The organism is Pantoea sp. JZ2 (genome assembly GCF_035191405.1).
In the GTDB taxonomy this organism is placed as follows: Bacteria; Pseudomonadota; Gammaproteobacteria; order Enterobacterales; family Enterobacteriaceae; genus Pantoea; species Pantoea stewartii.
This window is the reverse complement of sequence record NZ_CP045247.1, coordinates 426,798-439,796: the sequence shown is the minus strand read 5'-3', so window position 1 is coordinate 439,796 and position 12,999 is coordinate 426,798. Positions and strand designations below refer to the sequence as shown.

Here is a 12,999-nt window from a genome sequence, read left to right as displayed (position 1 = left end):
TACTCGCGGTACGGTTCAGTAAGGCTTATCGCCTAATACCGTGGCGCGCTGCATCACTCTTCGGGCCGGATAGTAATCGGCATTGGCGTAGTGCTGAGTGACGCGATTGTCCCAAATCGCCAGGTCATTAGGCTGCCAGCGCCAGCGCACCTGAAACTCCGGTTTCGTGCTATGCGCAAACAAAAAGCCCAGTAATACATCGCTCTCTTTCTGACTCAGCGTCAGAATTCGGGTTGTAAAACCCTCATTGACGAACAGCGCTTTTTTCCCACTAACCGGATGCGTCCGGATAACAGGATGCTGCACAGGTGGGTTTTTCGCCGCAGCCTGCCGCCAGCGCTGGTGTTCCTCTTCTGTCTTACGGTGTTTATATTCCGGAAACGACTTTGTAAAATCGTGCTCCGCATAGAGTTCAGACAGCAAGGTTTTGAAGGGAGCAGACAGCGCCTCATACGCCGCAATACCGCTGGTCCATAACGTATCCCCACCCGCCTCCGGCAAGACTTTGGACGCCAGCAGCGCCACAGCCGGAGGCGTCTGAATGAACGTCACATCGGTGTGCCAGTTATCATTATCCGGAGGATTATCCTGATGCGTATCCAGGACAATGATCTCTTCCACGCCCGGCGCATGCGGATAAACCGGATGGATATGAAGATCGCCGAAGCGAATGGCCAGCGCACGATGCTGCTCGGGCGTGATCACCTGATCACGTAAAAACAGTACCTGATGACGCAGCAAGGCGTGATAGAGCTGCTCAAACTGCGCGTCACTGAGTGGACGCGAGACATCAAGGTTGCCGACCTGCGCGCCGATAAAGGGGCCCAGAGGCGTAATCGCTAACTTTTCGTTCATTTTTGCTCTCCGTTCCAGGGCGTCAGACGGCGCTGTAGCGCACGCAGACCCAGTTCTAAACTACATGCCACAATGGCAATCACCGCGATCCCTGCCAGCACCACATCCGTTGCCAGAAATTCCCCTGCCGACTGCACCATAAAGCCCAGCCCACGCGTGGCAGCAATGAGCTCGGCGGCCACCAGCGTTGACCAGCCCACACCTAATCCAATGCGTAAGCCGGTCAGTATCTCTGGCAAGGCACCCGGCAGGATGACCCAGCGCAGCCGTTGCCAGCGATTCGCCCCCAACGATGCCGCGGCGCGCAGACGAACCTGCTGTGCGTTGCGAACACCGGCCACAGTCGACAGCACTATCGGGGCAAAAATCGCCAGCGTGATCAGCAGTATTTTCGATGTTTCACCAATACCGAACCAAATGACCATCAAAGGTAAATACGCCAGCGGCGGCACGGGCCGATAGAGCTCAATCAGGGGATCGATCAGGGCACGTAAAACCGGGCTGACGCCCATCGCAATGCCCACCGGAATGCCTGTTAATGCCGCCGCGCTGAGCGCGATCAGCATGCGCGTCAGGCTGGCTGACAGGTGCTGCCATAACGTCGCGTCCATAAACCCCTGCGGACCGGCAACGCTCAGTAACTTACTCAGCACCTGCTGCGGCGACGGCAGAAACAGCGGCGCAATGAGCCCCAGTGTGGTCACGCTCCACCAGATGAACAACAGCACAAGCAGGCTCACTGTGCTCAGCGTGGCCGTCAGGGAGAAAGGCCAGCGCAGGCGACGACGCCGGGCGCGGGTCGGCACATCGTTAATGATCGCACTCATGCAAATGCCTCCCGTTGTGCAAATACCCGGTTCAGCACATATTCCCGTTGGGCGATGAAATCGGGATCAGACTTGATGCTGCGGCAGGGTTCGCCGTCCACGAAACGCTGGCCAAAATTCAGCGTCAGCGTTTCCTGTACCCGACCGGGCCCCGGAGAGAGCAGCACCAGCTCGCTCGCCAGAAAAATGGCTTCTTCAATGTCATGCGTAATCAGCAGGATCTGTTTACCGCTGTCCTGCCACAGCCTTAACAGCAAGGTCTGCATTTGTTCACGGGTAAACGCATCAAGTGCGCCAAACGGTTCATCGAGCAGTAACAGGCGGGGATCGGCAGCCAGCGCGCGGGCGATGCCAACGCGTTGACGCTGTCCGCCAGATAACTGCCAGATATGCCGCTTTTCAGCGCCTTCCAGCCCAACATTTTTTATCATCTGCCGTGCAAGGGCTTCACGCGGCTGGCGCGCCATACCGGCAATCTGTAATCCGAAAGCGACGTTATCCAGCACATTCCGCCAGGGCAGCAGGCCTTCATGCTGAAACACCACGCCGCGATCGGCGCCTGGCCCCTGAATTGCCTTGCCGTCCAGAGAAATACTGCCGGACTCGACCGGTAAAAACCCGGCGATCAGATTCAGCAACGTGGTTTTGCCACAGCCTGACGGTCCCAGCACAACGACCAGCGCGTTATCCTCCACGCGCAGTGAGATGTCCTGTAATACCGGCTGTCCGCCATAGCTCGCGTTCAGATGGGCTATTCGCAACATGACGATGTCCTCAGGGCTTGACCAGGGGCGCAACAAAACGACTCGTGACAAAGGCGCTGTAATCATTACCGGCCTGCGGCACCTTGCCCTGTTCTTTCAGGAATTGCGCCGTGTCCACGATGGCTTTGTTCACCGGCTGCTGCAGTTGCGCCACCTGCTGGGCGGCGGTCAGATAGGTGTTGCCCTTAACCAGTCCAGGAATTTGTTGCTCGGGCACGCCGCTTAAGCGCGAAAGTTTACTGAGGTTATCAGGCTGTTTAAGCCAGTGTTCGGGATGGTCCAGGTAGGCTTTCTGCGCCTCAATAGCGCTACGGGCAAAGGCGGTCACGATATCCGGATGCTGCTGCGCGAAGTCTTTGCGTACCACCCAGACATCAAGTGTCGGTGCGCCCCAGCGCCCGACCTGCGACGAATCCGTTAAAACGGTGCCATCTTTCTCCAGTTCATTCACCGCAGGTGCCCAAACGTAAGCACCGTCAATGTCCCCGCGTTGCCAGGCCGCCACAATCGCAGGCGGTTGCAGATTGACCAGTTGGACCTGAGACGGCTTAATCCCCCAGTGTTTTAATGCCGCTAACAAGCTGTAATGGGTAGTCGAAATAAAGGGGACAGCGATCCGCTTGCCGATCAGGTCCTGGGGACGGGTGATCGTTTTCTTCACGACCAGCGCTTCAGAATTGCCTAACTGAGAAGCCAGTAAAAAGGCTTCGATGGGGAGCTGCTGCGTTGCCGCAACGGCCAGTGGGCTGGAACCAATATTGCCAATCTGGACATCGCCTGATGCCAGCGCACGAAGCACGCCTGATCCGCTATCGAATTTGCGCCATTCGACCGTCGCACCGCTCTCTTTGGCAAACGTATTATCCGCCTGCGCCACCTTCGCGGGTTCAGCGGAGGTCTGATAAGCCACCGTTACGTTGACCGCGTTGGCCTGAAACGCCAGCACTGACAGGACCGCCGCCAGAATCGTGAGTCGCCCTTTTTGCATGATTTTTCCCCATCATTTTTATGATGTGGGCAGTGTTGCTGGCACAAGTAATTTCATAAAGGAATTAAAAGTTATCCCTAATAGAAAGAAATTCTTAGATCATCATCTGCAATAGATTGCCGTTATACGCAAATTAAATTTCAGACAAAAAGCCATAAATTTGTCAGGCGCTCACATCCTGGTTGTGCTATTGATATGCGCTATTATTTGCTCCCCGGTGAGGCTTGCGAGTTCGATGTCGATCGACAAAGTTGCCCTGTTAGCTGGCGTGTCTAAAGCCACGGTATCCCGCGTGCTTAACGCGCATCCTGGGGTAAAAGCAGATACGCGACAGAAAGTGCTGGATGCCATTGCCACAAGCGGCTATCAGCCAAACCTGCTGGCGCGTCAGTTGCGAACCTCGCAGAGTCATATGCTGCTGGTCCTGATCTCCGATATCACGAACCCTTTTTGCTCCCGAGTTGTTCAGGGCATCGAAGCTGAAGCAGAAATGCACGGCTACCATATTCTGCTGTGCAATTCGGCCTCACAGTTTAAACGTGAGTCGGCCTACCTGACCTTACTGACCGGCAAGGTGGTGGACGGCGTGATTACGATGGATGCCGCCGCCGGGCTGCAAAGCCTGATCGATATTATCGGTGATGCGCCCTGGATTCAGTGTTGTGAGTTTGATCCCGAGATTGCGGCCTCGTCCGTCTCCATCGATCATCTGGACGCCGCACGTGATACCGTCCATTATCTGGCCGGCCGGGGCCGTAAGCGCATTGCACTGGTGAATGGCGATATGCGTTATCTCTATTCTCAATATCGCGAACAAGGCTATCGAGAAGGCGTTGCGCAATCGGGGTCAGACTGGACGAATGTCGTCTATACCGAAGGCATTACCTGCGAAGAAGGCAGTCGGGCATTGCAGGAATTGTTGCGTTTAGCGGAGCCGCCGGATGCGGTATTTGCCGTGTCTGATGTGCTGGCGGTTGGCGTGGTGCATGCAGCGCTGGAGGCGGGCCTGCGTGTCCCGGAAGACCTTGCCGTCGTGGGGTTTGACGGCATTCCCTTTACCAGCAGCCTGAATCCACCGTTAACCACCATTGAACAGCCCATGTATCAACTGGGCGCGCGCAGCGTGCAGCTGTTGCTGAAAAAAATTCGCCAGCCGCACGCGCCGGTTGTTCGCGAAGTGTTGCCCTGGACGCGCCTGGAGCGCGCATCCAGCTAAGCTCAGTGCCAGATCAGCAATACGCAGGCCGCCGTTAACAGCCCCATGCTCAGGTTAAAGCGTTTCCAGGCGCGGGGACTACGTAAAATACGGCCGATCATCGCACCAAAGCCCATCCAGATAACGCCTGCAACCAGATTGACCATAACCATGCCAAGACTGATTAACAGGACAGAATGGCGATAGCCCGCACCGGCCAGACTAAAACTGGCGACGGCACCCAGCGCCATGAGCCAGGCTTTGGGGTTGATCAGTTGTAATAAGCCTCCCTGCCAGAACGGCATAGGTGCGACAGGTGCCGCATCGGTTTCCAGCTTCTCATAGGCTGCGGTGGCAATCTTCCAGGCCAGCCACAGCAGGTAAAGGCTACCGGCAATTTTCAGGATGAGATGCAGGGAGGGATAAAGCAGTATCAATCCACCCACGCCAAACGCTACCAGCAGCAGCATTAGCTGCATGCCAATCATAATGCCGATCATCAACGGGAGGGTGCGCAAAAAACCAAAATTGGCCCCCGAGGCGGTGAGTAACATATTATTAGGTCCGGGTGTAATCGCCGCGACCCAAAGAAAGCCTAATAATGATAAAAACAGACTGAGTTCCATTAACCCGGGTTCTCCTCCCTTAGTGAAAACTTATCGAAGCTAACAGTGTGATATGGAACAGACAAGCCTTTACAACATGAAATTTTCGGGCCCTGACGACGCGGCGTTCATTCCCCTGCCCGGTCTGGGCAACCCGCACCTGCAAACCATTCTGCCGCGGTTGATACGGCGGACGAAAAGGTTAACGCCACACTGGCAGCGGCTGGATTTACCTGACGGTGACTTTGTTGATTTGGCCTGGAGTGAAGATCCTCAGTTTGCCCGGCATAAACCGCGCGTGGTGCTGTTTCATGGCCTGGAAGGAAGTTTCCACAGTCCCTATATTCATGGCCTGATGCTGCAGTGCAAACAGCGTGGCTGGCTGGCGGTAGTAATGCACTTTCGCGGCTGCAGCGGTGAGCCGAACCGTCTGAACCGGATATACCACTCCGGTGAAACCGAGGATGCGCGTTTTTTCCTGCACTGGCTGACGACGCGCTGGGGCCGGGTACCCACAACTGCTGTCGGCTTCTCGCTGGGCGGGAATATGCTCGGTTGCCTGTTAGGCCAGCAAGGTGATGAAGCCCTGATCGACGCGGGCGTGATTGTGTCTGCGCCCCTGATGCTGGAACCCTGCAGCGCCCGACTGGAGCGCGGCTTTTCACAGGTTTATCAGCGTTACCTGTTAAGCCAGTTAAAAAAGAATGCCCAGCGTAAACTGCGGGCCTGGCCCGACACGTTGCCGGTGAACCTCATTCAGCTTAACGCCCTGCGCCGTCTGCGGGACTTTGACGACGCGATCACGGCCCGGGCGCATGGTTTTGCCGACGCCACGGATTATTACCGTCGCGCCAGCGCTATGCCGCGACTTAAGTTCGTGACAAAACCGCTGCTCATCATCCATGCAAAAGATGACCCGTTTATGAGCGATGAGGTGATCCCGCAGCCTGCGCAATTATCTGCCACTATTACCTATCAGCTGACACAGCAGGGTGGGCATGTTGGTTTCGTCAGTGGCACCCTGCGTCAGCCTCGGTTGTGGCTGGAGCAGCGCGTGCCACAGTGGATTTCCTCTTATCTGGATAACTGACTCTGTGATTATTCCCTGGGAACAGGTTTCTCCCGAAACCCTTGAAAATCTTATCGAAGCGTTTGTTTTGCGTGAAGGCACGGATTACGGCGAGCAGGAGCTCAGCCTGACGGAAAAAGTCGCCGATGTGCGTCGTCAGCTGGAGCACGGCGAGGTCGTTCTGGTATGGTCGGAACTGCACGAGTCGGTCAACATCATGCGCAAAAGCGAGTTTCGTGGCTGATGCAACGAACGGAAAATCGTGCTAACAATGCTCATCGCCCGACGTCACAGGGACTTCAACTATGTCTGCACGCCATCCGATTATCGCGGTAACGGGCTCCAGCGGTGCGGGAACCACCACCACCAGCCTGGCGTTCCGTAAAATTTTTCAGCAACTCGGTTTGCACGCTGCCGAACTGGAAGGGGACAGTTTTCACCGCTTTACCCGACCCGAAATGGACATGGCTATCCGAAAAGCGCGCGATCTGGGGCGACATATCAGCTACTTTGGCCCGGAGGCGAATGATTTTGGCCTGCTGGAGCAAACGTTCATCGAATACGGCGAACACGGTAAGGGCCAGTCGCGTAAGTATCTGCACACCTATGATGAAGCCGTTCCCTGGAACCAGGTTCCCGGCACCTTCACGCCCTGGCAACCGTTACCACCGGATACGGATGTGCTGTTTTATGAAGGCTTGCACGGCGGCGTGGTGACTGCACAACACAATGTGGCGGAAAAAGTCGATTTGCTGGTCGGCGTCGTGCCCATCGTCAACCTAGAGTGGATTCAGAAACTGGTGCGCGATACCAGCGAGCGTGGCCATTCACGCGAAGCGGTGATGGATTCGGTAGTGCGTTCCATGGAAGATTACATCAATTTCATTACGCCGCAGTTTTCACGAACCCATATTAACTTTCAGCGCGTCCCCACGGTGGATACCTCTAATCCCTTTGCCGCGCGCACCATCCCTTCGCTGGATGAAAGCTTTGTGGTTATCCACTTTCAGGGGCTGGAAGACATTGATTTTCCCTATCTGCTGGCCATGCTGCAGGGATCGTTTATTTCCAATATCAACACGTTGGTGGTACCCGGCGGCAAAATGGGACTGGCGATGGAGTTAATTATGGCGCCGTTAGTAAAACGGCTCATGGAAGGGAAACGGATTGAATAACCACAGAGGCCAGCCTGGCCTCTGTGAGATTACAGCGCGATCACTTCGTAGCTGTGGGTAATGTTGACGCCTTTGCCTAACATGATGGCGACAGAGCAATATTTTTCCGCTGACAGATCGACAGCGCGTGCCACGGCTTTATCCGAAAGTGCGTTGCCGCTGACGATAAAATGCAGATTGATATGGGTAAAGATGCGGGGGGCTTCTTCCCGACGTTCAGACGATAGTTTCACTTCGCAATCAACCACATCGTTGCGGCCTTTTTGCAAAATTGACACAACGTCAATGGCGCTGCATCCCCCTGCCGCCATCAGCACCATCTCCATAGGGCTCGGCGCTTTATCGCCAGAATTGCCATCCATCAGTATCTGATGGCCGGACGATGATTCCCCCAGGAATGTTAACCCTTCAACCCATTTGACGCGTGCCTGCATAATTTTGACCTCAGAATAACCTGTTTTGGCTCAGCGTACGCTTTTGCCTGGGAAACAGCAATCCAGAGAAAACGCCATCTTGCTGAAGCGAGACAACACAAGACAGTCGACGTAAGCTGTGCTACAAACAGAGCTGAAAATATTTTTCGTCATCCGAAGACGAAGCCGGGAAGAATGATGCGCACTGCGCCGAATGCAGCCCGAATAATTTCCTGAATGGAAAGACGCTTAACGCTTACATCGCCTGGCAGGGAAACAGAGCCCTGTATTTTGGGCACGATTACAACAGAGGATAATAGCGAATGGTTCTCGGCAAACCGCAAACAGACCCTACACTTGAATGGTTCCTGTCCCATTGCCATATTCACAAGTATCCATCCAAAAGTACGCTCATTCATCAAGGTGAAAAGGCGGAAACGCTTTACTACATCGTTAAAGGTTCCGTTGCGGTACTGATTAAGGATGAAGAAGGCAAGGAGATGATTCTGTCCTATCTGAATCAGGGCGACTTTATTGGTGAGCTTGGCCTGTTCGAAGAAGGTCAGGAGCGCAGCGCCTGGGTACGTGCGAAAACCGCGTGCGAAGTGGCAGAGATTTCCTACAAAAAATTCCGTCAGCTGATTCAGGTGAATCCGGACATCCTCATGCGCCTCTCCTCGCAAATGGCGCGCCGTCTGCAGGTCACATCGGAAAAAGTGGGCAACCTCGCGTTCCTTGATGTCACCGGTCGCATTGCGCAGACGTTGCTCAACCTGGCGAAACAGCCGGATGCCATGACGCATCCTGACGGCATGCAAATTAAAATTACGCGTCAGGAAATTGGCCAAATCGTGGGATGTTCACGTGAAACCGTGGGACGTATTTTGAAGATGCTGGAAGACCAGAATCTGATCTCCGCACACGGCAAAACAATTGTTGTTTACGGCACGCGCTAAGCTTTATTCTTCACGGCATAATGGCAACGTTATGCCGTGAATTATTTGCGTTGAGCCGATGTGGCGAAGAATAATTTATCACCCTGAAGTTAACTATGCCCTGCGCCAGACACTGGTGTTGTGTCTCCCCGTCGCGCTCGGCTGGCTGTTTGGCGATCTGCAAAAAGGATTGCTGTTCTCATTGGTGCCTGCCTGCTGCAATATTGCCGGTCTGGATACACCCCACAAACGCTTCTTTAAACGCCTGATTGTCGGCGGCAGCCTGTTTGCCCTGGGTAGCTTACTGATGCAGTGGCTTCTGTTTAAAGACGTGCCCTTACCGCTTATTCTTTTCGCCCTGCCTTTGCTGCTGGGCGTGACAGGTGAAATCAGCCCACTGCACGCACGGTTACTCCCTGCCACACTGATCGCAGCGATATTTACCACCAGCCTGATTGGCCGCATGCCCATTTACGTACCGCCCCTGCTCTACATCGGCGGTACGCTGTGGTATGGCCTGTTTAACTGGTTCTGGTTTTGGCTGTGGAAAGAGCAGCCAATGCGTGAAAGCCTGAGTCTGATTTACCGCGAACTGGCGAACTATTGTGACGCCAAGTACACCTTGTTGACGCAACTTACCGATCCGGAGAAGGCGCTACCACCGTTGCTGGCGCGGCAGCAAAAAGCAATCGACCTCATCAACACCTGTTATCAGCAGATGCATATGCTGTCCGCCAGCCGCGATCACAGTCATAAGCGACTGACCCGCGCTTTTCAGGTCGCACTGGATTTACAGGAACACATTTCTGTCAGCCTGCATCAGCCAGAAGAAGTGCAAAAACTGGTAGAACAAAGCCATGCAGAGGCCGTGATTCGCTGGAATGCGAAAACCATTTCCGCCCGTTTACGTGAGCTGGCAGACAACATCCTGTACCACCAACTGTCCAGTCGCTTTGATATGGACAAGCAGCTGGGGGCACTGGAAAAAATCGCCCGTCAGCACCCGGACAATCCGGTAGGAAATTTTTGCCTTTATCACTTCAGCCGCATCGCACGGGTACTGCGTACACAAAAGCCCCTTTATCAGCGTGATTTGATGGCGGATCGCCAGCGCCGTTTACCGCTTCTGCCCGCACTCAGAAGCTATCTCTCGCTGCGCTCATCTGCCCTGCGCACGGCCGGACGTTTTTCTGTGATGCTGATGCTGGGTAGCGGGCTGGCGCTGTTCTTTTCGATTCCCAAACCCTACTGGATTCTGATGACCATTATGTTTGTCAGCCAGAGTAACTACAGCGCCACACGGGTGCGTATTCAGCACCGTGCGCTGGGCACCTTTGCCGGGCTGGTGATTGCGGCAGCCTCGCTGCGGCTGGATGTCCCTGAACCGCTGGTGTTGAGCATCATGCTGGTGATTACCTTTATCAGCTATCGCTTTACCCGCCAGTTTTACGGCTGGTCGATGGTGGGATTCACGGTCACCGCGGTATATACCCTGCAACTTCTGTCACTTAACGGCGCACAATTCTTACTGCCGCGCCTGCTGGATACCCTGATGGGCTGCCTGATTGCGTTTGGCGGAACGTTATGGCTTTGGCCGCAGTGGCAAAGTGCCCTGCTACGACAGAACGCACATGATGTGCTTGAGGCTTTCCAGGACGCGTTACGCATGTTGCTTGGTCCGGAACAGTCTCCCGAGGTACTCGCCTATCAGCGCGTTAACGTTAATCAGGCCCACAATGCAGTCTTTAACTCACTAAATCAGGCGATGCAGGAGCCGGGGTTTAACGCACGCTATTTACAGGATATGCGTTTATGGGTCACGCACAGCCAGTTTATCGTTGAGCACATCAACGCCATGACGATTCTGGCACGCGAACATACCATGCTGCCGCCTACGCTGGCGGAGCACTATCTGCAATGGTGTGAAATTGCGCTGCAGCGTTGCCAGCAGCGGCTTGAATATGACGGCGAAAGTTCGCAAACCGATCTGTTACAGGGGATTGAAGATATCAACGAGGGACCGGTCACAGTACTGGAGCAGCACATCAGGCGCATTCTGGATCATCTTAAGGTGATGCACACGATCTCATCGCTGGCGTGGAACCAGCGACCGCATCATGGTCGCTGGCTGATTCGTAGTCTGGGTCGAAAATAACTCAGGCAGCCAGGACTTTCCCGACCGCTTTGGCAAAGCGCGCCATGCCTTCTTCAATATCGGCGGGTTCAATAATCAGTGAAGGGGCAAAACGCATCACATCCGTACCAGCCACCAGCACCATAACGCCTTCAGCCGCGGCGGCATTGAGGATATCGCGTGATTTTCCGGCATGTTGCGGCTTCAGGGCCGCGCCTACCAGTAAGCCTTTGCCGCGAATATCGCTAAACAGATCGTAACGGGCATCAATCGCCTTGAGTGCCTCGACAAACTGCTGGCGACGGGATTCCACGCCGTTCAGCACGTCTGGCGTATTGATCAGATCCAGCGCGGTTTCAGCAATCGCACAGGCCAGCGGATTGCCACCATAGGTGGTGCCATGCACGCCAGGAGCCATCGTTGACGCCACCTCTTCGGTGGTCAGCATCGCGCTGACAGGAAAACCACCGCCCAGCGCTTTCGCCGAAGTCAGAATGTCTGGCGTGACGCCGTAGTGCTCATAAGCAAACAGCTTACCGCTGCGCCCCATACCGCTCTGAACTTCATCCAGCACCAGCAACGCCTGATGTTTATCGCAGAGCTCACGCAGCCCCTGCATAAATTCTGGCGTGGCCGGCATGACGCCACCTTCACCCTGAATGGGCTCAACGACAATCGCACAGGTGTGGTCGTCGATAACGGCTTTCACTGCCGCCAAATCGTTAAATGGCACATGCACAATGTCAGCGGGTTTTGGGCCAAAACCGTCGGAATATTTTGGCTGGCCGCCTACCGTGACCGTAAACAGCGTCCGGCCATGAAAGGCATTATGGAAGGCAATAATTTTGCTTTTAAACGGGCTATGACGTTTACAGGCATAATAACGCGCCAGCTTAAACGCGGCCTCGTTGGCTTCTGCGCCGGAGTTGGCAAAAAACACTCTGTCCGCGAAGGTGGCGTTAATCAGTTTGCTGGCCAGGCGCAAAGCCGGTTCATTGGTGAACACATTGCTGGTGTGCCACAGGGTTTCGCCCTGTTTCTTCAGGGTTTCAATCAGCGCCGGGTGACAATGGCCCAGCGCGGTGACGGCAATCCCACCCGAGAAGTCGATATACTCTTTACCCTGCTGATCCCACACCCGGCTTCCTTTGCCTTTTACCGGTACAAACTGCGCAGGTGCATAAACAGGCAAAATAACCTGATCGAACGTTTCCCGTGTTACCGCAATGTTTTCCGCTGCCATTGACAACCTCGCAAACTGATGAGTTGATTCATGATGAAATAATAATCATGAAATATGCATAAAAAATCACTTAAAGGCAAACACAACTTTACTGTTGCAGGAAATTAGCGAGCAGTTGATGTCCCTGTTCGCTGAGGATACTTTCAGGATGAAACTGCACGCCTTCCAGTGCCAGCGTTTTATGGCGGATGCCCATAATTTCGTCGGGCTGACCGTCACGTAAACTCCATGCGGTGACGTCAAATTCATCAGGCAGCGTATCGGCTTTCACAATCAGCGAGTGATAACGCGTTACGGTCAGCGGTTGATTCAGACCGCGAAATACACCACAGCCGTTATGCTGAACAGCAGACGTCTTACCGTGCATGACTTCGCGCGCACGCACGACCTGCGCACCAAACACCTGGGCGATGGCCTGATGCCCCAGACAAACGCCCAGCACCGGCAGGCGACCGGCGAAGTGGCGAATGGCCTGTAATGAGATCCCGCTCTGATCGGGCGTACAGGGGCCGGGTGAAATCACCAGGTGGGTTAACGGCAACGCCGTCATTTCATCCAGAGTGATGGCATCATTTCTTACCACCTGAACGTTCGCGCCCAGTTGGCAAAAATACTGGTACAGGTTCCAGGTAAAAGAATCGTAATTATCAATAAGCAGCAGCATGGTTATGATTTCAGGCAGATCAGAAGGATACGTACAAGGCCCGGCATCCGGAATGAGGACCAGAGCCGTATCTTATCATGCGGTGTGACGTGAGTGTGATGTGAGGAAAACAGACTACCATGCGCAGGGAGA

Annotated in this window: 14 protein-coding genes; 6 read left to right on the top strand and 8 right to left on the bottom strand. The window is 54.5% G+C overall.

Annotated elements, in window-relative coordinates:
* Positions 1-15: 15 nt before the first annotated feature.
* The 4 genes from tauD to tauA are packed head-to-tail and all read right to left on the bottom strand — an operon-like array spanning position 16 to position 3,434.
* Complete coding sequence (tauD, locus tag GC087_RS02045) at positions 16-855, bottom strand: taurine dioxygenase (RefSeq protein ID WP_262959561.1); 840 nt, start codon at positions 853-855, stop codon at positions 16-18.
* On the bottom strand, positions 852-1,682 hold the full coding sequence (gene tauC / locus GC087_RS02040; protein WP_006120562.1) for a taurine ABC transporter permease TauC: 831 nt from the start codon (positions 1,680-1,682) through the stop codon (positions 852-854). The genes tauD and tauC overlap by 4 nt, the downstream gene beginning before the upstream one ends.
* A complete protein-coding gene (gene tauB / locus GC087_RS02035; RefSeq protein WP_033741545.1) occupies positions 1,679-2,446 on the bottom strand; it encodes a taurine ABC transporter ATP-binding subunit in 768 nt (255 codons plus the stop codon). Before tauB ends, tauC begins: the two co-directional genes overlap by 4 nt.
* Positions 2,447-2,456: 10 nt before the next feature.
* Complete coding sequence (gene tauA / locus GC087_RS02030) at positions 2,457-3,434, bottom strand: taurine ABC transporter substrate-binding protein (RefSeq protein ID WP_262959563.1); 978 nt, start codon at positions 3,432-3,434, stop codon at positions 2,457-2,459.
* 235 nt (positions 3,435-3,669) lie between these two features.
* Between tauA and GC087_RS02025 the strand changes: the two genes are divergently transcribed.
* Positions 3,670-4,650, top strand: a complete 981-nt coding sequence (locus tag GC087_RS02025) for a LacI family DNA-binding transcriptional regulator (RefSeq protein WP_006120559.1) — start codon at positions 3,670-3,672, stop codon at positions 4,648-4,650.
* Positions 4,651-4,652: 2 nt separating this feature from the next.
* On the opposite strand, the gene GC087_RS02020 is transcribed toward GC087_RS02025, so the two are convergent.
* Positions 4,653-5,255: a LysE family translocator gene (locus GC087_RS02020; RefSeq protein WP_033741549.1), complete on the bottom strand. Its 603-nt coding sequence runs from the start codon at positions 5,253-5,255 to the stop codon at positions 4,653-4,655.
* A gap of 52 nt (positions 5,256-5,307) precedes the next feature.
* Between GC087_RS02020 and GC087_RS02015 the strand changes: the two genes are divergently transcribed.
* From GC087_RS02015 to GC087_RS02005, 3 genes are all read left to right on the top strand, one after another.
* A complete protein-coding gene (locus GC087_RS02015) occupies positions 5,308-6,324 on the top strand; it encodes a hydrolase (RefSeq protein WP_006120557.1) in 1,017 nt (338 codons plus the stop codon).
* Between the two features lie 4 nt (positions 6,325-6,328).
* On the top strand, positions 6,329-6,547 hold the full coding sequence (locus tag GC087_RS02010; protein ID WP_006120556.1) for a YheU family protein: 219 nt from the start codon (positions 6,329-6,331) through the stop codon (positions 6,545-6,547).
* A gap of 61 nt (positions 6,548-6,608) precedes the next feature.
* Positions 6,609-7,478, top strand: a complete 870-nt coding sequence (locus GC087_RS02005) for a phosphoribulokinase (protein WP_033741552.1) — start codon at positions 6,609-6,611, stop codon at positions 7,476-7,478.
* Positions 7,479-7,507: 29 nt separating this feature from the next.
* Here the strand turns inward: GC087_RS02005 and GC087_RS02000 are convergent, their stop codons facing one another.
* Entirely contained in the window at positions 7,508-7,912 is a 405-nt protein-coding gene (locus tag GC087_RS02000; protein ID WP_162286694.1) for an OsmC family protein, read from the bottom strand.
* 302 nt (positions 7,913-8,214) lie between these two features.
* Here GC087_RS02000 and crp point away from each other — a divergent pair, with 302 nt between their 5' ends.
* Both crp and GC087_RS01990 read left to right on the top strand, forming a co-directional pair.
* The gene (gene crp / locus GC087_RS01995) at positions 8,215-8,847 is read left to right on the top strand and encodes a cAMP-activated global transcriptional regulator CRP (RefSeq protein WP_000242758.1); all 633 of its coding nucleotides are present in this window, start codon (positions 8,215-8,217) and stop codon (positions 8,845-8,847) included.
* A 58-nt stretch (positions 8,848-8,905) separates the two neighbouring features.
* Positions 8,906-10,981: a YccS/YhfK family putative transporter gene (locus GC087_RS01990; protein WP_033741557.1), complete on the top strand. Its 2,076-nt coding sequence runs from the start codon at positions 8,906-8,908 to the stop codon at positions 10,979-10,981.
* 1 nt (position 10,982) lies between these two features.
* On the opposite strand, the gene argD is transcribed toward GC087_RS01990, so the two are convergent.
* Positions 10,983-12,203 (bottom strand): bifunctional acetylornithine/succinyldiaminopimelate transaminase, encoded by a 1,221-nt coding sequence (argD, locus tag GC087_RS01985; RefSeq protein WP_033741559.1) that lies wholly within the window; start codon positions 12,201-12,203, stop codon positions 10,983-10,985.
* A gap of 88 nt (positions 12,204-12,291) precedes the next feature.
* Positions 12,292-12,867, bottom strand: a complete 576-nt coding sequence (locus tag GC087_RS01980; RefSeq protein WP_006122311.1) for an aminodeoxychorismate synthase component II — start codon at positions 12,865-12,867, stop codon at positions 12,292-12,294.
* Between the last annotated feature and the right edge of the window lie 132 nt (positions 12,868-12,999).

Coding starts and splice junctions, on each gene's coding strand:
- tauD (WP_262959561.1), bottom strand. CDS start 855: ATGAACGAAAAGTTAGCGATTACGCCTCTGGGCCCCTTTATCGGCGCG.
- tauC (WP_006120562.1), bottom strand. CDS start 1,682: ATGAGTGCGATCATTAACGATGTGCCGACCCGCGCCCGGCGTCGTCGC.
- tauB (WP_033741545.1), bottom strand. CDS start 2,446: ATGTTGCGAATAGCCCATCTGAACGCGAGCTATGGCGGACAGCCGGTA.
- tauA (WP_262959563.1), bottom strand. CDS start 3,434: ATGCAAAAAGGGCGACTCACGATTCTGGCGGCGGTCCTGTCAGTGCTG.
- GC087_RS02025 (WP_006120559.1), top strand. CDS start 3,670: ATGTCGATCGACAAAGTTGCCCTGTTAGCTGGCGTGTCTAAAGCCACG.
- GC087_RS02020 (WP_033741549.1), bottom strand. CDS start 5,255: ATGGAACTCAGTCTGTTTTTATCATTATTAGGCTTTCTTTGGGTCGCG.
- GC087_RS02015 (WP_006120557.1), top strand. CDS start 5,308: ATGGAACAGACAAGCCTTTACAACATGAAATTTTCGGGCCCTGACGAC.
- GC087_RS02005 (WP_033741552.1), top strand. CDS start 6,609: ATGTCTGCACGCCATCCGATTATCGCGGTAACGGGCTCCAGCGGTGCG.
- GC087_RS02000 (WP_162286694.1), bottom strand. CDS start 7,912: ATGCAGGCACGCGTCAAATGGGTTGAAGGGTTAACATTCCTGGGGGAA.
- crp (WP_000242758.1), top strand. CDS start 8,215: ATGGTTCTCGGCAAACCGCAAACAGACCCTACACTTGAATGGTTCCTG.
- GC087_RS01990 (WP_033741557.1), top strand. CDS start 8,906: ATGTGGCGAAGAATAATTTATCACCCTGAAGTTAACTATGCCCTGCGC.
- argD (WP_033741559.1), bottom strand. CDS start 12,203: ATGGCAGCGGAAAACATTGCGGTAACACGGGAAACGTTCGATCAGGTT.
- GC087_RS01980 (WP_006122311.1), bottom strand. CDS start 12,867: ATGCTGCTGCTTATTGATAATTACGATTCTTTTACCTGGAACCTGTAC.